The organism is Streptomyces sp. NPDC005483 (assembly GCF_040606035.1).
GTDB lineage: Bacteria > Actinomycetota > Actinomycetes > Streptomycetales > Streptomycetaceae > Streptomyces.
In genome coordinates, this window is record NZ_JBEXEA010000005.1 from 120,635 (window position 1) to 139,895 (window position 19,261).

A 19,261-nucleotide genomic window follows, 5' to 3' on the forward strand; every position below is an offset into this window, starting at 1 on the left:
AACGGGTCGGCACGCAGCTCCGGGACCCGCCGTCCGCATTCAGCCCCTCCGGCGTTCGAGGAGCGGGGGTCCAGGGGGCGGAGCCCCCTGGCAGCGGGGTCGACGGGGCGGCAGCCCCTGGGGATGGGACGGGTAGGGGCGGCGGGGGCGAGAGAAATCCCCAGCGGCCCCACTCCACAGAAGCCCGCCCCCCAGCGGCCCGACCCCCACCGCAGCAGCCCTACCAGCGAGGCACGCCCGGCGTGACCCACCCCGGCTCGGCGACCCGCATGGCCGCGGCGTCATCCCGCTCCCGCAGCGCCCCGTCGTCATCCAGCCACCGCCGGTGCAGGAACTCCACCTTCTCCCGGTCGAGTGCGACACCGAGTCCGGGCGCGTCGGACACCGCGACCCTGCCGTCCGAGAAGACCAGCCGCTCGGTCAGCACATCCTCCGACTGCCACGGATAGTGCGAGTCACAGGCATGGTGGAGATTCGGCACGGTGGAAGCCACGTGCGTCATCGCCGCCAACGAGATCCCCAGGTGCGTGTTGGAGTGCATGGACACCCCCACCCCGAACGTCCGGCAGATCGCGGCGAGCTGCTGGGTGTTCCGCAGCCCGCCCCAGTAGTGGTGATCGGAGAGCACCACCTGTACGGCATCCCGGGCGAACGCCTCCTTGATCTCCGCGAAGGTCGTCACACACATGTTGGTGGCCAGCGGAACACCGGTCCCGGCGGACACCTCGGCCATGGCGGCGGTCCCCAGCGCGGGATCCTCCAGGTACTCCAGGACGTCCCCGAGCTCCCGAGCCACCCTCAGTGAAGTCTCCACGCTCCAGGCCCCGTTGGGATCGAGTCGCAGGGGATGCCCGGGGAACGCCGCGGCGAGAGCCCTGACCGCCGCGATCTCCTCGTCGGGCGGAAACACCCCGCCCTTGAGCTTGAAGGACGTGAAGCCGTACCGCTGCGTGAACAGCCGGGCCTGCTCCACCACGCCCGCGGGATCGAGGGCTGCCCCCCAGTCGTCCTTCTCGGCGGCGACGCCCTCAGGATGGGCGGCCCACTTGTAGAACAGGTACGCGCTGTACTCGACCGCGTCCCGCACCTTGCCCCCGAGCAGCGCGTGGACAGGCAGCCCGAGCGCCTTGCCCAGCGCGTCGAGACAGGCCACCTCGAACCCGGAGACGACGGACAACCGCAGCTTGTCGGCGGTCTGGACTCCCCGCAGCCCACCGACGTCGACCTGCCCGGAGACCCGGGAGGAGTCGACGGCCACCTGATCCGCGACCGTGAACAGGCCGTTCAGGTCGGCCACCTGACGACCGATCAGCTTGGCGGCGAACGGCCGGGCCAGCTCCAGGTACTTCGTGTCGCCGTACGTCTCCCCGACGCCCACGACCCCGTCCGCGGTCTCGACCTCGACGATCAGCCGGGGCGTGTACGGCTGGTGCACGCCCTGCGTGTTCAGCAGGGGCGGATCGGCGACCAGGATCGGCGTCAACCGGACGTCGGTGATCGTGAGGTTCACAGTGCGGCTCCCACGAGGTCGAGTCCGGTGGTCAACAGCAGGCGAAGGTCCGCGAGATCGGCGTCCGACGGATCGGTGAGCGGTGCGCGCACGGGCCCGACGGGACGTCCTCGCAGCCGTGCCGCCGCCTTCACGAGCGAGACGGCGTACCCGGGCACCCGGTCCCGGAGCTCGACGAGCGGAACGTAGAAGTCGCGCAGCAGTTTCTCGACCGTGCCGGCGCCCGTGTCGCCGTCGCGCAGGGCGGTGAAGAAGGCGTTCGCGATCTCGGGGGCGAAGGCGTGGACGGCCGAGGAGTAGGCGGGGACGCCGACGGTGGCGTAGGCGCGGGCCTGGATCTCGGCGGTGGAGGCGCCGTTGAAGAACAGGAAGTTCTCGGGGGCGGCGAGGGTGAGCCGCTGGAGCCGGTCGAGGTCGCTGTGCCCGTCCTTGAGCCCGATGACGCCGGGGATCTGGGCGACCCGCCGGAACGCGCTCACGCCGAAGGCGACCTGACCGCGCTGGTAGGCGATGAGGGGCAGCCGCGTCCGGGCGGCGATCTGCTCCAGCTGTGCGACCAGGCCGTCCTGCGGGGCGGCGACCAGATAGTGCGGCAGGACCAGCAGCGCGTCCGCGCCCGCCTCCTCGGCGATCCGGGCGAAGCGGACGGCCTGCGCCCAGCCGTAGCCGATCCCGGCGACGACGGGCACACGCCCGGCGGCCTCCTCGACCGCGAGGGTGACGACCTGCCGGTACTCGTCCTCGTCCAGCGAGAAGAACTCACCGGTGCCGCACGCCGGGAAGACCGCGCCCGGCTCCCACGCCAGCTGCGCGGCCACGTGTGCGCGGAAGCCGTCCGGGTCGAGGGTGCCGTCGTCGTGGAAGCTCGTCAGCGGGAACGACAGCACGCCGCGTGCCATGCCGTCCCGCAGCCGTCGGGTCGTGTCCGGGTCGGGGGTCACCCTCACTCATCTCCCTATGTGGACATTATCTACGTATGAAGATGGAGATTAGATATGCGAACCCTGTCCGTCAATGGGTCGGCGCCGTGTTCGATGGGCCGATTACGATCGGCCCATGTCAGAGACAGGCGCCGAGCGCCCGGAGACCGGTGGCGTCCGCGAGGTGAAGTCGGCGGCCCGCACGGTCGAACTCCTCGAACTGCTGGCCGCGCGCGGCGACCGCCCGGCACGGCTCCAGGAGCTCGCGGACGAGCTGGGCGTACCGCGCAGCTCGATGTACGCGCTGCTCCAGACCTTGATCTCGCGCGGCTGGGTCCGCACCGACATCACCGGCTCGCTCTACGGCATCGGCATCCACGCCCTGCTCACCGGCACCAGCTATCTGGACTCCGACCCGCGCGTGCGGGTCGTACGGCCGTATCTCGACGAGGCGTCCCAGGCGCTGGGCGAGACGATCCACCTGGGCCGGCTCGACGGCCGGGACGTGGCCTACCTGGCGACCCGCGAGTCGCACGAGTACCTGCGGACCATCAGCAGGGTCGGCCGCCGGCTACCCGCGCACGTCGGCGCACTGGGCAAGGCGCTGCTGGCCGAGTGGCCCGACGAACGGCTCCCCGAGGGGCCGTACGAGGCCCGCACCCCCAACTCCCACACCACCCGCGACTCCCTGCTGACCGACCTCGCCGAGGTCCGCGCCCGGGGCTACTCGATCGACCGCGAGGAGGGCGTCCTCGGCATCGTCGGCTTCGGCTTCGCCCTGCGCTACGACTCCCCCGCCCAGGACGCCATCAGCTGCTCGGTGCCGGTCGCCCGCCTGACGCCGGACCACGAACAGCAGATCGTCGCGGTGATGCGCGAGATCAGGAGCAAGATCGAGGCGACGGCACCGGGCGCGGGGGGCGCCCCGCACTGGCGCTAGGCGCACCGAAAAGGCATTCGTTTACCCGGCCTCTGCCGCACCAAACGGAACGTGATCCAGATCACGCCACCCGGGCTGTCTCCACAACCGTGTGCTTGATACAAATTCTTCGCGCGTTCCTGTCCGTCGACGGCCTGCGCCCAACCCCCTTTTGAGCCGCTTCTTTTCGCATGCCCTGGGAACGCCCGTGTTCGCCCGTCGCTCCACCCTGCCCTGGCCCCTGATCGCCCTTTTCACGGCCGGGTACCTCGCCCCCTACCTCCTCCCCACCACCGTCGGCAGGCTCGACTCGGGGCTTCCGCTCACCGCCACCGAGGCGGGTGCCGTCGGCAGCGCGCTGCTGCTGAGTTCGGCGGCGGCAGGCTTCCTGCTCGCCTCCCGCGTCGACCGCGTCGGCCCCCGCACCCTCGCCCGCCTCGGCCTCACCCTCGCCGTCCTCGGCTACGGCGGCGCCGCCCTCGCCCACGCCGTCCCGGCGGTCGTCGTGGGGGCGCTGGTCGGCGGCTTCGGATCCGGTACGTCGACGGCGGTGGCCGCCACCGGCATCGCCGCCCAGCCGGACCCGCACCGCGCCACCACGGTCGGCCTGCTCGGCGTCTCCGCACTCGCTGGCGCCGTCTACCTGACCGTCCCCCACCTGGGCCCCGGCCACGGCCAGCCCCTCGCCGCGATCGCCCTCACCGCCCTGGCGGTCTGGCCGCTGACGGCTCGTCTCCCCCTGCGCACGGCGCCCCCGCGGGGCCGGGACACGGCGGCGACCCCACTGCCCCACCTCCGGGCCGGCCTCCTCCTCGCGGCCACCCTCCCCTGCTGGTCCCTCGCCCAGAACGCCCTGTGGGGCGTCAGCGGCCGCATCGGACTCACCCAGGCCCACCTCTCCGAGGCGACGGTCGGCGCGGTCTTCGCGATCGCCCTCGGCGCGGGCCTGCTGGGCGTGGTCGGAGCGGGCGCGCTCGGCCCCCGCCTCGGCCGCGCGCTCCCCATCGGCGGCGGCACGGTCCTCATCGCCGCCTGCATCACCCTCAGCGCCTCCGCGACCGACCTCACGTCCTTCGCGACCGGAGAGATCGCCTGGAACACGCTCTACCCGATCGTCCTGTCGTACGTCATCGGCCTGGCCGCCTCCCTGGACCCCCGCGGCCGCTGGGCGGTCCTGGTCGGCTCGGCATCCTCCCTGGGCACGGCAGCGGGCCCCCTGACCGGCAGCCTCCTCGCGTCCCAGGTCGGCTTCCCGGCGATGGGCACGGTCCTGGCGGTGGGCCTGCTGCTGATCGCCGTACCGATGGCTGCGGTGGCGATGGGCGCAGGCAGGCGCACGCTCCCAGTGGTGGAGATCCAGGTGGAGACCCAGGCGTACGACAAAGCAACGGCCGCGTGAAGCGCCCCGTCAGGGGCGCGGGGCTGTGTCGATCAGCGGCTCCGCCGCGGGGTGCGACCAGCCCCCACCGTCCCGCACCCGACAACGCGCCTCAGAACTCGTACGCATCGACCTCCGCGAGATACCGAGCCCGCAGCTCCTCATCGTGCTCCAGGAAGGACGCGAGGAAGGAGTTGCGGGCAAGCTCCCGCAACCGCTCCTCCCCCAGGCCCAGCGCCAAGCGCACCGCCTCGAAGTTGTCCCCCGCGTATCCGCCGAAGTAAGCCGGGTCGTCGGAGTTCACCGTGCACATCAACCCGGCATCCAACATCGCGGGCAACGGATGATCGGCCAGCACATCGACCGTACGGAGCCGCACGTTGGACAGCGGGCACAGAGTCAACGGCACCCGATCCCGCACCAGACGAGCCACCAGCTCAGGCGACTCCACACACCGCAGCCCGTGGTCCACCCGCTCCACACCGAGCACGTCCAGCGCCTCGACGATGTACTCCGGCGGCCCCTCCTCCCCGGCGTGCGCGACCCGCCGCAGCCCCAGCGCCGCCGCGGCCTCGTACACCTCGCGGAACTTCACCGGCGGGTGCCCCACCTCGGCGGAGTCGAGCCCGACCCCGACGATCCGGTCGAGATACGGCTTGGCGGCCTCAAGGGTCTCCAGGGCCGACTCGGCGGACTCGTCCCGCAGGAAGCACATGATCAGCTGCGTGGAGACACCGTGGTTCCCCGAGCTGCTGCCCAGCGCCCGCCACAGCCCCTCGACGACGGTCTTTATCTCCACGCCCCGCGCGAGGTGCGCCTGCGGGTCGAAGAAGATCTCCGCGTGCCGCACTCCCTGCGCGGCGGCCCGGGCGAGATAGGCGTTCGCCAGGTCCTCGAAGTCCCGCTCGGTGCGCAGGACTGCCATGAGCTCGTAGTAGAGGTTCAGAAAGGACTGGAGGTCCTCGAAGTCGTACGCCTTGCGGAGCTCGTCCGTGGAGGCGTACGGCAGCTCGACGCCGTTGCGCGCGGCCAGCTCGAAAGCCAGCTCCGGTTCCAGGGTGCCTTCGATGTGCAGGTGCAGTTCAGCTTTGGGGAGGGACATCAAAGCATCGTACGGCCGCTTTATCGCCGTTTCGGAACCGGGACCCGTAGGAGGTCGTGGGCCACGGTCAGCTCGCCCTCGTACCCCGCGGCCCGCGCCTGCCGTTCGAACTCCTCCGGTTCGGAGTAGCGCTGGCTGAAGTGCGTGAGCACGAGATGCCGTACGCCGGCGTCGCGGGCGACGGTCGCGGCCTGACCGGCGGTCAGATGGCCGTGCTCCACGGCGAGTTGCTCGTCCTCGCCGAGGAAGGTCGACTCGATGACGAGCAGGTCGACGCCGTCCGCCAGGGCGTGGACGCCGTCGCAGAGGCGGGTGTCCATGACGAACGCGAACCGCTGGCCCCGGCGGACCTCGCTGACGTCGTCGAGGGAGACGCCGTTCAGTGAACCCTCCCGCTGGATCCGTCCGACGTCGGGCCCCTTGATGCCGTGCGCGGCGAGGCGGTCGGGGAGCATGCGGCGGCCGTCGGCTTCGGTGAGGCGGTAGCCGTAGGACTCGACGGGGTGGGAGAGCCGACGGGCTTCCAGCGTGTAGCCGCCCGTCCGCGCGAGCACCCCGTCGGCCGCGACCGGTGCCTCGGTGAGCCGGACCGTCTCCCGGTACGCGGTCGCGTACCGCAGGCGGTCGAAGAAGCGCTGCCCCGACTCCGGGTAGTGGGCGGTGACCTCGTGCGGGACCCGGTCGAGGTTGATGCGCTGGATCACGCCCGCGAGGCCGAGGGAGTGGTCGCCGTGGAAGTGGGTGACGCAGATCCGGTTGAGGTCGTGGGCGGCGACCCCGGCGCGCAGCATCTGGCGCTGGGTGCCCTCGCCGGGGTCGAAGAGGAGGCCCTCGCCGTCCCAGCGCAGCAGGTAGCCGTTGTGGTTGCGGTGCCGTGTGGGGACCTGGCTGGCTGTGCCGAGGACGACCAACTCACGTACGGACAAGGCAAGTTACCCGGGAGGCCAGTGGAGGCCGCGGCCGCCGATGAGGTGGGCGTGGGCGTGCCAGACCGTCTGTCCGGCGCCGGCGCCGGTGTTGAAGACGGTGCGGTAGCTCTCCAGCTTCTCCTGCTCCGCGACGGCCTGGGTCTCCCGCAGGACGTCCGCGGCGAGTTCCGGGGCGGCGGCGGCGAGGACGGCGGCGTTCTCGTAGTGCGCCTTGGGGATCACGAGGACGTGGGTGGGGGCCTGGGGGTTGATGTCCCGGAACGCCACGGTCGTCTCGGTCTCCCGCACGATCGTCGCCGGGATCTGGCCCGCCACGATCTTGCAGAACAGGCAGTCGTCCTGGGGTTCCCCTGGCATGGTGGTCCTTTCGCCTCGGATCTCGGGGGGCATCTTAGTCAGGCAGACCCGGCGGAATCTTCGCAGGACTGGACTCCAGCGCCTCCAATGCGATCCTCACCGCCTCGTCGAGCTGCGCGTCCCTGCCCGCCGCGTAGTCCTGCGGCCGCTGTACGACCTCCACGTCCGGGTCGACGCCATGGTTCTCGACGCCCCACTCGTAACCCTCCAGCCAGAAGGCGTACTTCGGCTGGGTGATCAGCGTGCCGTCGACCAGGCGGTACCGGCTGTCGATCCCGACGACCCCGCCCCACGTGCGGGTGCCGACGACCGGGCCGATGCCCAGCGCCTTGATCGCCGCGTTGACGATGTCGCCGTCCGAGCCCGAGAACTCGTTGGCCACGGCGACGACGGGGCCGCGCGGCGCGTCCCTCGGGTAGCTGTACGCGCGCATCCCGCGCGGCAGCGCCCAGCCGACGATCCTGCGGGCCAGCTTCTCGACGACCAGCTGGGAGGTGTGCCCGCCGCGGTTCTCGCGGACGTCCACCACGAGTCCCTCGCGGGCCACCTCGACGCGCAGGTCGCGGTGGATCTGGGCCCAGCCGGGAGCCTGCATGTCCGGGACATGGAGATAGCCGAGTCGGCCGCCCGACTTCTCGTGGACGTAGGCGCGGCGGTCGGCGACCCAGGCGTGGTAGCGCAGGGGCTCCTCGTCGGAGACGGGTACGACCACGGCGTGGCGGAGGTCGCCGCCGCCGGACGGGGAGATGGTGAGCTCGATCGGCTTGCCCGCCGTGCCGACGAGGAGCGGGCCGGGGCCGGTGACCGGGTCGACCGGACGGCCGCCCACCGCGACGATCGCGTCCCCGGCGCGGACCGCCACTCCGGGCGCGGCGAGCGGGGAGCGGGCTTCGGGGTCGGAGGTCTCGGTCGGCAGGATGCGGTCGATGCGCCACCGTGCCGATCCCTGTGGGCCGTCCGTGTGACGGGAGATGTCGGCGCCGAGGAGCCCCTGGCGGGGTCCGTGCCCGTGGCCGGCGCGGGGGGTGACGTAGGCGTGGGAGGTGCCGAGTTCGCCGTGCACCTCCCACAGGAGGTCGACGAGGTCGTCGTGGGTGGCGAGGCGGTCCAGGACCGGGCGGTAGCGGTCGAGGACGCCGTTCCAGTCGACACCGCTCATGTCCGGCCGCCAGAAGTGGTCCCGCATGATGCGGCCCGTCTCCTCGTACATCTGCCGCCACTCGGCCGAGGGGTCGACGGTCTGCCGGATGCGGCCGAGGTCGACGGAGATGTTCGTGTCGCTGTCGTCGTCGTTCGAGGCGCGGCGGTCGCTCGGTACGACCTTCAGGCGGCCGTCGGTCCACAGCAGGACCCGCTTGCCGTCGCCGCTGACGGCGAAGTGGTCGGCGTCGGCGGCGAGGTGTTCGAGGCGCTGCTGGGCGAGGTCGTAGCGCTGCAGGTCGGTCTTCGGGTCGGGGTCGTCCGGGGTGGCCCGGGAGGAGCCCAGGACGCCCTGGACGGGGTGGCGCAGCCACAGCACGCCGTCCTTGGCCGCGCGCAGGTTGGAGTAGCGGCCGGCCTCCACCGGGAAGGGCACGATCCGGTCGGCGAGCCCTTCGAGGTCGATCCGGGTGGCCGGGGTGCCCTCGCTGTCGGGGGTCTCGTCCTTGTCGGGGGCCTCGAAGGGCCGGCCGTGGCGCTGCGGGCCGAACGGGGACGGGGTGGTCGCGGCCAGGGTGATCAGGTGCGGGCGGTCGCCGACCACGAAGGCCAGGTCGAAGACGTGCTCGTCGTAGACCGGGTCGAAGGAGCGGTTCGACAGGAAGGCCAGGTGCTTGCCGTCGAGGGTGAAGGCGGGCGCGTAGTCCTGGAAGCGCAGCGGGGTCGCCTCGGTGACCGACAGGTCGGTGGTGTTGGCGAGGCGGAGCTGGCAGAGCGGGGCGGGGCCGGGGTGCGACCAGGCGAGCCAGGACGAGTCGGGCGAGAAGGTCAGCCCGCGTACGTCGCCGTCCTCGCTGCGGTCGACCTCGCGGACCTCGCCGGTCTCCCGCTCGACGAGCAGCACGCGGCCGTCGTGCGCGGCGACCGCGGCCCTGCTGCCGTCGGGGGCCATGGCGAGGCCCAGGACGCGGCCGAGCTGACCGGCGGCGAGGCGGCGCGGGGTGGCGCCGGGGGCGAGTCCGGTGGCGGGCGCGAACTCCAGGGCGTCGTCGCCCTCCGCGTCCGTCACCCACACCACCCACTCCTCGCCCTCCGTGCGGAAGGTGCGCGGCAGCCGGGCCCGGACGCCGGGTTCGGCGGCGAGGACGCGGGCCGGGCCCGAGCGGTGGGTGACCCAGTGGACGGCTCCGCGCACGGCGACGGCGCTGCCGCGCGCGGTGTGGTCGGGGGCGGCCGAGCCGAACCAGCGGGAGGCGTCCACCGGGAACGGCTGCCGGTCGGCGCGCTGTCCGCCGAGCCGGACCTCCAGGCGGCGCGGTTCGGCGCCGTCGAGGTCGTCGAGGATCCACAGCTCACCGGCGCTGGCGTAGACGATCCGGGTGCCGTCGCCCGCCGCGTGCCGGGCGTAGTAGCCGTCGAGGGGCGTGTGCCGTCGCAGGTCGGAGCCGTCGGCGAGGGAGGAGTAGACGGCTCCGGTGCCCTCGTGGTCGGACAGGAAGGCGATCCGGTCGCCCGCCCACACGGGGTACTCCAGGTTTCCGTCCAGGTCGTCGTGCAGCCGTACGAACTCGCCGTCGCCGTCGCGGTCGATCCACAGCTTGCCCGCCGTGCCGCCCCGGTACCGCTTCCACCAGGCGGCCTCGCGGCCCATGGGCGCGGAGAGGAGCACGGTCGCCGGGCCGTGGGCGACATGGCCGACGGGGCCGTACGGCAGGGTGGTGCCGGGTCCGCCGTCGAGCGGGACGGTCTGCGCCCAGCTGCGGCGCAGGCTCGCCTGGCCGTGGGTGGTGATCGCGAGGACCTCGCCGTCCGGGGTCCAGCCGCGCACCTGGGTGCGTGCGCTGCCCCAGTGGGTCAGCCTTCTGCCCGGTCCGCCGTCGACCGGCGCGATGTGCACCTCGGGGGCGCCGTCGCGGGCGGAGGTCCAGGCGACGGTGGTGCCGTCGGGCGAGATACGGGGGTGGGTGACCGGCACGTTGTCCGCGCTGACCCGCCAGGCCCGGCCGCCGTCGAGCGGCGCGAGCCACACGTCGTCCTCGGCGGTGAAGGCCACCAACTCGCCCCGCAGGTGCGGAAACCGGAGATATGCAGACGTCACAGGCTGTGTCACCCGATCACCCTATGCACGCTCGGTCCTCGTGCACAGAGCTTTCGATCACTTGCCGTCGGGCCAGCACTGCGGGTCCTTCTGGCACCAGATGGTCTTGGTGACGGTCACGGTGACGGTGGGACCCGGCTGCCCGGGGTTGCCGACCCGATGGGTGGGCGTGGCGTTGCAGTCGCCGAGCCCCTCCACGTGGAACCACTGCTTGCCGCCCACGGTCGCGGTGAGGTCCCCGCGCACACACGCCCCGCTGACGGTCCGGGTCACCTTGCCCTTGGCGGTGATGTCCTTGCCGTCCCGCGTCTTCCCGTCGCAGTTGACGGTGGCGACAGTGTTCACACTGGCGCTCGGTGTCCGGTCGCCGTTGTCGTACGTGGCCGTGCAGGTCAGCCAACTCACGTCGGCCTTCTGCCGGTTCAGCTCCTTGGTGACCAACTGGTCGGTGGTGTAAGCGACGGTCGCGGAGCTGACCGCGCCGGTCGGATCGCAGGCGGCGACCCCGCCCACGGCCAGCACGGCACCCCCGATCACACCCGCTGCTCGCACCCCGCGCGGCCGACGCCAGTTCCGTCTCAACGCCACCATGGAGGGCAGCCTGCCACCACGTGCCGTCCGGCGGTAGGGCGCATACGGTCATTGAGCGCGCCGGTCACAAGTGACCCGGCGCGCTCAATGACCGTATGCGCCCTAGGCGGGTCGCCATCCCCAGACCCCACTCCGGCCTCAGCTCCGCAGCAGCAGCCACTCCTGAAGCTCCACCAGGTTTCCCTCCGGGTCCTTGAGGTGGGCGACGCGCATGCGGTCCGTCATGGGGGCGGGGCCGTGCAGCAGGGTGGCTCCGCGGGCGGCGATCCGCTCGCAGTAGGTGTCCAGGTCGTCGACGCGCAGCACGACCAGGGAGCGGTGGCCGGTGGCCGTGTCGCCCAGTTCGCCGAGGACCTCCGCCATCATCGAGCGGTCCTGGAGGGCGATGCCCGCCGAGCCGGCGGCGGGGCTGAACTTCTCGTACGGCCCGCCCGTCGCCCCCGACTGGGGCTTGAGGTCCAGGACCTCGGCGTAGAAGCGGTAGCAGGCGGCGAAGTCGGTGACGAGCAGGCGTACTTGGGCGAGCTCCACAGCCGTCCTTCCAGGGTTCAGGACCAACGTCCGGTGCGGCCGAGGAGCAGGGCGGCGGCCACGGTTCCGGCGGTCGACGTACGCAGCACGGTAGGCCCGAGGACGTAGGCGCGCGCACCGGCCTCCTCGAATAGCGCCAACTCGTCCTTGGCTACGCCTCCTTCGGGGCCGACGACCAGCACGATCTCGCCCTCGTGGGGGAGTTCGGCGGTGGCCAGCGGATCGCTGCCGCGTTCGAAGTCGGAGTGGAGCACGGCGGCGAAGTCGGCTTTGGCGAGAAGTGCGGCAACCTGCTTGGTGCTTGCCGCGTCCGCGACCTCCGGGAAGCGGACCCGGCGGGACTGCTTGCCGGCCTCGCGGGCGGTGGCCCGCCACTTGCCGAGCGCCTTCAGCCCCCGCTCGCCCTTCCACTGGGTGATGCAGCGGGCCGCCTGCCAGGGCACGACGGCGTCGACGCCGACCTCGGTCATGGTCTCGACGGCGAGTTCACCGCGGTCGCCCTTGGGGAGGGCCTGGACGACGGTGATGCGGGGCTGTGCCTGGGGTTCCTCGGTCACCGAGTCCAGCTGGACGATCAGCCGGTCCTTGCCCTCGGCGGCGAGCACCACGCAGTCGGCCCGGTGTCCGGCGCCGTCGGTGAGGATGACGTCCTCGCCGGGCTGGAGCCGCTTCACGGAGACGGCGTGGCGGCCCTCGGGGCCGTCGAGGACGTACCGTCCGCCGTCGCCCGCGTCGAAGTGCTCGACCACGAACACCGGTGCGGTCATCTCAGATCCCCCTTGCCTGACAACGCTGTCCTGGCGGCGTCGAGTTCGGCCGCGAGTATCTCCACGAGCTGCCCGGCGGGCAGTTCGCGTGCCATCCGGTGTCCCTGGCCCGCCCACAGCGCCATGCCCTGGGCGTCCTTCGCCTTGGCGGCGGCCTTGCGGAGCGGGGCGGTGAGGTGGTGGACCTCGGGGTAGGCGGCGGGGGCGTACGGCCCGTGCTCGCGCAGGAAGCGGTTGACCAGGCCGCGGGCGGGGCGGCCGGAGAAGGCGCGGGTCAACTCCGTGCGGACGTAGAGGGGGTTGGTCAGCGCCTGCTTGTGCAGGTCGTGGGCGCCGGACTCGTGGGTGGCGAGGAACGCCGTGCCGAGCTGGGCCGCGCTCGCGCCGGCGGCGAGGACGGCGGCGATCTGGCTGCCGCGCATGATGCCGCCGGCGGCGACGATCGGGATGGTCACCGTCTCGCGGATCTGGGCGATCAGGGACAGCAGCCCGAGCCCGGAGCCGTCCTGCTCCGGGAGATCTCGGTGGGTGCCCTGGTGGCCGCCGGCCTCGACGCCCTGCGCGATGACCGCGTCGGCGCCCGCGTACTGCACGGCGAGGGCCTCTTCGGGGGTGGTCGCGGTGACGAGGGTGAAGGTCCCGGCGCGGCGCAAGGACTCCAGGGCGTCGCTGCTCGGGATGCCGAAGTGGAAGGAGGCCACCGGCACGGGGTTGTCGAGGAGTACGGCGAGCTTGGCGTCGTACCCGTCGTCCCGGCCGCTGTCGCGGTCGCCGAGCTCGGTGTCGTACCAGGTGGCCTCGCCGGCAAGCTGGTGGGCGTAGACCTCGACGGCGGCGGGGTCGGCGTACTCGGGTTGCGGGATGAACACGTTGACCCCGAAGGGCCGCCCGGTCAGTCCGCGCAGCTGCTTGATCTCCTGGTACATCCCGTCGGCCGTCTTGTACCCGGCGGCGAGGAATCCGAGCCCGCCCGCATCGGACACGGCGGCGGCGAGCCGCGGCAGGGAGACGCCGCCCGCCATGGGGGCCTGCACGATCGGATGAGGGAAGAGATCGGTCAGTGCGGAGGACATGACGGCATGTTGTCACGTCCTCCGGACAAGTCCGAATCCGACCTTGGCGCGCTCGCGCACGACCGTGGCACGGCTCCCCTTACGACCGTCGCACGGCTCAGGTACGCCCGTTGAATGCGTCCTTCAGCCGCGAGAACAGCCCCTGCTGACCAGGCTGACTGTGTCTGCCCAAGGGACGACCCCCGGACCCCCAGCAGTCGTCCCGCAACTCAGGTACGCCCGTTGAACGCGTCCTTCAAACGCGAGAACAGCCCCTGCTGACCGGGCTGGAACTGCCCCGTGGGGCGTTCCTCGCCGCGCAGCTTGGCCAGCTCGCGCAGGAGGCGTTCCTGCTCCGGGTCCAGCTTCGTCGGGGTCTGGACCTCGACGTGGACGATGAGGTCGCCCCGGCCGCCGCCGCGCAGGTGGGTGACGCCCCGGCTGTGCAGCGGGATCGACTGGCCGGACTGGGTGCCGGGCCGGATGTCGACCTCCTCCATGCCGTCGAGGGTCTCCAACGGCACCTTCGTGCCGAGTGACGCCGCCGTCATCGGGAGCGTGACCGTGCAGTGCAGGTCGTCGCCGCGCCGCTGGAACTGCGAGTGCGGGAGTTCGTGGATCTCGACGTAGAGGTCACCGGCGGGACCGCCACCGGGACCGACCTCGCCCTCACCCGCGAGCTGGATCCGCGTGCCGTTGTCCACACCGGCCGGGATCTTCACGGTGAGCGTGCGGCGCGAGCGGACCCGGCCGTCGCCCGCGCACTCCGGGCACGGGGTCGGGACCACTGTGCCGAAGCCCTGGCACTGCGGGCACGGGCGGGACGTCATGACCTGGCCCAGGAAGGACCGGGTCACCTGCGACACCTCACCGCGGCCGCGGCACATGTCACAGGTCTGCGCGGAGGTGCCCGGCGCCGCGCCCTCACCACTGCAGGTGGTGCAGACGATCGCCGTGTCGACCTGGATGTCCTTCGTGGTGCCGAAGGCCGCCTCGTCGAGCTCGATCTCCAGGCGGATCATCGCGTCCTGGCCGCGCCGGGTGCGCGAACGCGGACCCCGCTGCGAGGCCGTACCGAAGAACGCGTCCATGATGTCCGAGAAGTTCCCGAACCCACCGGCCCCGAAGCCGCCCGCGCCACCGCCGCCGGCCTGCGAGAGCGGGTCGCCGCCGAGGTCGTAGACCTGCTTCTTCTGCGGGTCCGACAACACCTCGTACGCGGCGTTGATCTCCTTGAACCGCTCCTGGGTCTTCGGATCCGGGTTGACGTCCGGGTGCAGCTCGCGCGCGAGCCGGCGGAACGCCTTCTTGATCTCATCCTGCGACGCGTCGCGGCGCACGCCGAGAACGGCGTAGTAGTCCGTGGCCACTTACGACTCCGCCAGGATCTGTCCGACGTACCGTGCCACTGCGCGTACCGCTCCCATCGTTCCCGGGTAATCCATGCGGGTCGGTCCGACCACGCCGAGCTTGGCGACTGCCTCGCCGCCCGAACCGTAACCGACCGACACCACCGAAGTGGAGTTGAGTCCCTCGTAGGCGTTCTCATGACCAATACGTACGGTCATGCCCGAATCCTCGGCCTCACCAAGGAGTTTGAGGAGGACGACCTGCTCCTCCAGTGCCTCCAGGACGGGCCGGATCGTGAGGGGAAAGTCATGTCCGAAGCGGGTGAGATTGGCGGTGCCGCCGATCATCAGCCGCTCCTCGTTCTCCTCGACGAGCGTCTCCAGGAGAGTGGAGAGCACTGTCGAAACCGTACCCCGGTCCTCGACGTCGAAGCCTTCGGGCAGGTCCTCGACCAGCCGCGGCACGTCGGCGAACCGCCGCCCCGCGACCCGGCTGTTGAGCCGCGCCCGCAGATCGGCGAGCGAGGCCTCCCCGAAGGGCGCCGGGCAGTCGACCATGCGCTGCTCGACCCGGCCGGTGTCCGTGATCAGCACGAGCATCACGCGCGCGGGGGCGAGCGAAAGCAGCTCCACGTGCCGCACGGTCGAGCGGGTCAGGGACGGGTACTGCACGACGGCGACCTGCCGTGTGAGCTGCGCGAGCAGCCGCACGGTCCTGGCCACGACGTCGTCGAGGTCGACCGCGCCGTCGAGGAAGTTCTGGATCGCGCGCCGCTCGGGCGCGGTCATCGGCTTGACGCCCGCCAGCTTGTCGACGAAGAGCCGGTAGCCCTTGTCGGTCGGTATCCGCCCGGCGCTGGTGTGCGGCTGGGCGATGAACCCCTCGTCCTCCAGGACCGCCATGTCGTTGCGGACGGTCGCCGGGGAGACTCCGAGGTTGTGCCGCTCGGTCAGGGCCTTCGACCCGACCGGCTCCTCGGTGCCGACGTAGTCCTGGACGATGGCGCGCAACACCTGAAGCCTGCGTTCACTCAGCATCGCGCACACCTCCAGAAGTCGTCCTCGGCGCCTTGCCTGGCACTCTGTCCGTCCGAGTGCCAGCGCTCCCCGGCCAGTGTACGGCGGTGGGGTACTCCCTGGGCAAGGCTGGTCCCGGCGTGACGGGTCGTACGGCTAGCGTCGCGGTATGACGGTGACTTGGGAAGAGCTCGGGTGGGAGCGGGTCGCGACCGGGGTGGGCCGGTGCCGATTGCCCGGCTGGGACTGTACGGCGGGCCTGGTGATCGGCGAGGACACGGCCCTGTTGGTCGACGCGGGCTCCTCCCTCGCGGAGGGCGCGCACCTGCGCGTGCAGGCCGGGGAACTGGCCGGCCACCGTGTGACCCATCTCGCGCTCACCCACCCCCACTTCGACCATGTCTTCGGTGCGGCCGCGTTCGCGGGGACGGAGGTGTTCGGCGCGGTGGGGGTGGAGACGGTGCTGACGGGCCGGCTCGGCCACGCGCAACTGCGGGCGGACGCGGTGCGCAACGGGCTGGACCCGGCGGTGGCCGACGAGGCCGTGGACGCCCTGGTGTCCCCCGGCCATCACGTCTCCGGCGAGTGGACGCTCGACCTCGGCGGCGGCCGCCAGGTCCTGCTGGCGAACGTCGGCCCCGGCCACACGGCCCACGACCTCGCCGTCCTCGTGCCCGGCGCCCCGGAGGTCGTCTTCTGCGGCGACCTGGTCGAGGAGTCCGGCGAACCGCAGGCGGGCCCGGACGCCGTACCGGCACACTGGCCCGCCGCGCTGGACCGGCTCCTCGAGCTGGGCGGCGAGGACGCGCTGTACGTACCCGGTCACGGAGCGGTGGTGGACGCGGGGTTCGTGCGGGCGCAGCGGGACGCGCTGGCGACGCGCTTCGGCGTGTCGTAGTGATCCCTCGCGTGGTTCTCCTATCGTCATCCGAATGCGCCAGTACTCCGCCGACCTGACCCCTCCGTGGAAGAAGCCCAAGCCGGTACCGGAGGTGCCCGCCGAGCCCGGTCTGGTGGTCGAGGAGCCGGGCACGGGCTTCTGCGGCGCGGTGATCCGCTGCGAGGCAGGCACGGTGACTCTGGAGGACCGCTTCGGCAAGCACCGGGTGTTCCCGCTGGAGCCCCGCGGTTTCCTCCTGGAGGGCCGTGTGGTGACCTTGGTCAGACCTTCGGCAGCGGCTCCGGTACGACCCTCCCGTACCGCGTCCGGTTCGGTCGCCGTCCCCGGCGCACGCGCACGCGTGGCCCGCGCCGGCCGGATCTACGTGGAGGGCCGCCACGACGCGGAACTGGTGGAGAAGGTCTGGGGCGACGACCTGCGCATCGAGGGCGTGGTCGTGGAGTACCTGGAGGGCGTGGACGACCTGCCGGCGATCGTGGCCGAGTTCGCGCCTGGTCCGGACGCCCGCCTCGGAGTCCTCGTGGACCACTTGGTGCCGGGCAGCAAGGAGTCACGGATCGCCGCGTCGGTGACCAGCGAACACGCGCTGGTCGTGGGTCATCCGTACATCGACATCTGGGAGGCGGTGAAGCCGTCGTCCCTGGGGATCGAGGCGTGGCCCCGGGTGCCTCACGGCCAGGACTGGAAGACGGGCGTCTGCAAGGCCCTGGGCTGGCCGTCGGAGAACACGGGCGCGGTGTGGCAGGCGATCCTGAAGCGAGTGGGGTCCTACCGGGACCTGGAGCCGGAGCTGCTGGGGCGGGTGGAGGAGCTGATCGACTTCGTCACGGGTAGCGGTGGGGCCTGACGTCGGGAAAGGTGCCGAAGTCACTCGTGGCCAGTTCGAGGCCGAGAACACCCAGCGGCACCGGGTCACCGAACTTGGTGATCTGCTGCGTCAGGTAGTCGGCGTCCTCGCCGTCACCAGCGGGCCTCGTCAGCAGGACGCATTGCGCCATGATCGGATCGAGAATGAGATAGGCCGGGATCCTGCCCGCCGCGTAGATCGACCTCTTGACCACGTAGTCCTGATGAACGCTGGACTTGGAGACGACCTCGACCACCATGGTGACGACCAGGGACGGCATCAACCTGCCCTGCCCGGGACCTACACCGCGTTCCAGCACCACGAGATCCGGCTGAGGCTCGCTGGTCTCTTCAAGCATGGCGATGTTCTGCGTCTGGAGCCGCCGCCAGCGCTGTCGCGGGATCTCGTCCATCACCTCCGCGACAATTCGGTTGTGCGTGAGTCCGGAACGGGCCGACAACACGATGACGCCTCGAAGAATCTCGGCCCGGATGTTCTCAGGAGTTTCGAGTTCCTCGAAGTACTTCCTCATTCCGAGCTCGTCCATGTCGGCACCCTAAGATCCGGAACCTGCGCCGAACCGGCCTCCTACCCCGGTTCACTCGCCCGAGTAATCAGTCCACCAAGTCCCTGACCACCGCGTCCGCCAGCAACCGCCCCCGCAGCGTCAGCACAGCCCGTCCCTCGTCGTACGGCCCCTCCTGAAGCAGCTCGTCCGCGAGCGCCCGGCGCGCGGCCTTCAGGCCCTCCGGCCGCAGGAGTGAGAGCGGCACCCCCTCCCGCAGCCGCAGCTCCAGCAGGATCCGCTCCACCCGCCGGTCCTCCCCCGACAGCAGCTCGCGCCCGGCGCCCGGAGACCTGCCGGAGGCCAGCGCCGCCGCATACGCCCCCGGATGCTTCACGTTCCACCACCGCACCCCGCCCACGTGGGAGTGCGCTCCGGGACCCGCCCCCCACCAGTCGGCGCCCCGCCAGTACAGCTCGTTGTGCAGGCACCGGCCCGCGTCCGAGGTGGCCCAGTTCGACACCTCGTACCAGTCGAATCCGGCCTCCGCCAGCACCGAGTCCGCGATCAGGTACCGGTCCGCGTGCACGTCGTCGTCGGTCATCGGAACCTCACCGCGACGGATGCGCCGGGCGAGCTGGGTGCCCTCCTCGACGATCAGCGCGTACGCCGACACATGGTCGGGTCCGGCCCCGATCGCTGCCTCCAGGGAGGCCCGCCAGTCGTCGTCGGACTCCCCCGGGGTGCCGTAGATCAGGTCCAGGTTCACGTGGTCGAACCCCGCCGCCCGGGCCTCGGCCACGCACGCCTCGGGCCGCCCCGGCGTGTGCGTGCGGTCCAGCACCTTCAGTACGTGCTGCCTCGCGCTCTGCATCCCGAAGGACACCCGGTTGAAGCCGCCCTCCCGCAGCGCCGCCAGATACGCCGGGTCCACCGACTCCGGGTTCGCCTCGGTCGTCACCTCCGCGTCCGCGGCCAGCCCGAACTCGTCACGGATCGCCGCGAGCATCCGTACGAGATCCCCGGCGGCCAGAAGGGTCGGCGTACCGCCACCGACGAAGACCGTGCGCACGGGACGCGGGTCGTCGCCGAGGACCTTCCGGGCGAGCCTGATCTCGTCGACCAGCGTGTCCGCGTAGTTGTCGCGGGAGGCCAGCACCCCGCCCGAACCGCGCAGCTCGGTCGCGGTGTAGGTGTTGAAGTCGCAGTAGCCGCAGCGGGTCGCGCAGTACGGGACGTGCAGGTAGAAGCCGAGGGGGCGGTCGGCGGACCCGGCGAGCGCGGACGCGGGGAGCGCGCCGTCGTCGGGGACGGGTTCGCCGTCGGGGAGTGCGGAAGGCATGTCCCC

Annotated in this window: 18 protein-coding genes; 4 read left to right on the plus strand and 14 right to left on the minus strand. The window is 71.7% G+C overall.

Annotated features, from left to right (window positions below; translation table 11 throughout):
- Positions 1 to 220: 220 nt before the first annotated feature.
- Together ABZT06_RS11835 and ABZT06_RS11840 are read right to left on the minus strand one after the other, a co-directional pair.
- Positions 221 to 1,510 (minus strand): glucarate dehydratase family protein, encoded by a 1,290-nt coding sequence (locus ABZT06_RS11835; RefSeq protein ID WP_355738574.1) that lies wholly within the window; start codon positions 1,508 to 1,510, stop codon positions 221 to 223.
- A complete protein-coding gene (locus tag ABZT06_RS11840; protein ID WP_355739317.1) occupies positions 1,507 to 2,409 on the minus strand; it encodes a 5-dehydro-4-deoxyglucarate dehydratase in 903 nt (300 codons plus the stop codon). The genes ABZT06_RS11835 and ABZT06_RS11840 overlap by 4 nt, the downstream gene beginning before the upstream one ends.
- Positions 2,410 to 2,566: 157 nt before the next feature.
- On the opposite strand from ABZT06_RS11840, the gene ABZT06_RS11845 reads away from it, so the two are divergent.
- Complete coding sequence (locus ABZT06_RS11845; protein WP_355738577.1) at positions 2,567 to 3,370, plus strand: IclR family transcriptional regulator; 804 nt, start codon at positions 2,567 to 2,569, stop codon at positions 3,368 to 3,370.
- A 187-nt stretch (positions 3,371 to 3,557) separates the two neighbouring features.
- Complete coding sequence (locus tag ABZT06_RS11850; RefSeq protein WP_355738580.1) at positions 3,558 to 4,748, plus strand: MFS transporter; 1,191 nt, start codon at positions 3,558 to 3,560, stop codon at positions 4,746 to 4,748.
- A gap of 91 nt (positions 4,749 to 4,839) precedes the next feature.
- Here the strand turns inward: ABZT06_RS11850 and ABZT06_RS11855 are convergent, their stop codons facing one another.
- The 10 genes from ABZT06_RS11855 to hrcA all read right to left on the minus strand — a co-directional run bounded on the left by ABZT06_RS11855 (position 4,840) and on the right by hrcA (position 15,681).
- Positions 4,840 to 5,829 carry an adenosine deaminase gene (locus ABZT06_RS11855; RefSeq protein ID WP_355738582.1) on the minus strand — a complete coding sequence of 330 codons (990 nt, stop codon included), beginning with the start codon at positions 5,827 to 5,829 and terminating at the stop codon, positions 4,840 to 4,842.
- Positions 5,830 to 5,849: 20 nt separating this feature from the next.
- Entirely contained in the window at positions 5,850 to 6,755 is a 906-nt protein-coding gene (locus ABZT06_RS11860; protein WP_355738584.1) for a ribonuclease Z, read from the minus strand.
- A gap of 6 nt (positions 6,756 to 6,761) precedes the next feature.
- Positions 6,762 to 7,115: a histidine triad nucleotide-binding protein gene (locus tag ABZT06_RS11865; RefSeq protein ID WP_355738587.1), complete on the minus strand. Its 354-nt coding sequence runs from the start codon at positions 7,113 to 7,115 to the stop codon at positions 6,762 to 6,764.
- 34 nt (positions 7,116 to 7,149) lie between these two features.
- Entirely contained in the window at positions 7,150 to 10,365 is a 3,216-nt protein-coding gene (locus tag ABZT06_RS11870) for a S41 family peptidase (RefSeq protein WP_355738590.1), read from the minus strand.
- A gap of 45 nt (positions 10,366 to 10,410) precedes the next feature.
- Complete coding sequence (locus ABZT06_RS11875; RefSeq protein WP_355738593.1) at positions 10,411 to 10,944, minus strand: hypothetical protein; 534 nt, start codon at positions 10,942 to 10,944, stop codon at positions 10,411 to 10,413.
- Between the two features lie 138 nt (positions 10,945 to 11,082).
- Positions 11,083 to 11,475 (minus strand): VOC family protein, encoded by a 393-nt coding sequence (locus ABZT06_RS11880; RefSeq protein WP_355738596.1) that lies wholly within the window; start codon positions 11,473 to 11,475, stop codon positions 11,083 to 11,085.
- A gap of 17 nt (positions 11,476 to 11,492) precedes the next feature.
- Positions 11,493 to 12,242 carry a 16S rRNA (uracil(1498)-N(3))-methyltransferase gene (locus ABZT06_RS11885; RefSeq protein ID WP_355738598.1) on the minus strand — a complete coding sequence of 250 codons (750 nt, stop codon included), beginning with the start codon at positions 12,240 to 12,242 and terminating at the stop codon, positions 11,493 to 11,495.
- Positions 12,239 to 13,315, minus strand: a complete 1,077-nt coding sequence (locus tag ABZT06_RS11890) for a nitronate monooxygenase (protein WP_355738601.1) — start codon at positions 13,313 to 13,315, stop codon at positions 12,239 to 12,241. The genes ABZT06_RS11885 and ABZT06_RS11890 overlap by 4 nt, the downstream gene beginning before the upstream one ends.
- Before the next feature lie 209 nt (positions 13,316 to 13,524).
- Positions 13,525 to 14,664: a molecular chaperone DnaJ gene (gene dnaJ, locus ABZT06_RS11895; RefSeq protein WP_007381949.1), complete on the minus strand. Its 1,140-nt coding sequence runs from the start codon at positions 14,662 to 14,664 to the stop codon at positions 13,525 to 13,527.
- Positions 14,665 to 15,681, minus strand: coding sequence for a heat-inducible transcriptional repressor HrcA (gene hrcA / locus ABZT06_RS11900; RefSeq protein WP_355738605.1), 1,017 nt, complete (start codon positions 15,679 to 15,681; stop codon positions 14,665 to 14,667).
- A gap of 148 nt (positions 15,682 to 15,829) precedes the next feature.
- Here hrcA and ABZT06_RS11905 point away from each other — a divergent pair, with 148 nt between their 5' ends.
- Positions 15,830 to 16,558 carry an MBL fold metallo-hydrolase gene (locus ABZT06_RS11905; protein ID WP_355738608.1) on the plus strand — a complete coding sequence of 243 codons (729 nt, stop codon included), beginning with the start codon at positions 15,830 to 15,832 and terminating at the stop codon, positions 16,556 to 16,558.
- Positions 16,559 to 16,592: 34 nt separating this feature from the next.
- Positions 16,593 to 17,408, plus strand: coding sequence for a DUF3097 domain-containing protein (locus ABZT06_RS11910; RefSeq protein WP_355738611.1), 816 nt, complete (start codon positions 16,593 to 16,595; stop codon positions 17,406 to 17,408).
- Here ABZT06_RS11910 and ABZT06_RS11915 read toward each other — a convergent pair.
- Both ABZT06_RS11915 and hemW read right to left on the minus strand, forming a co-directional pair.
- On the minus strand, positions 17,386 to 17,955 hold the full coding sequence (locus ABZT06_RS11915) for a Uma2 family endonuclease (protein WP_355738614.1): 570 nt from the start codon (positions 17,953 to 17,955) through the stop codon (positions 17,386 to 17,388). The genes ABZT06_RS11910 and ABZT06_RS11915 overlap by 23 nt on opposite strands.
- Before the next feature lie 67 nt (positions 17,956 to 18,022).
- The gene (hemW, locus tag ABZT06_RS11920; RefSeq protein WP_355738616.1) at positions 18,023 to 19,255 is read right to left on the minus strand and encodes a radical SAM family heme chaperone HemW; all 1,233 of its coding nucleotides are present in this window, start codon (positions 19,253 to 19,255) and stop codon (positions 18,023 to 18,025) included.
- Positions 19,256 to 19,261 lie beyond the last annotated feature (6 nt).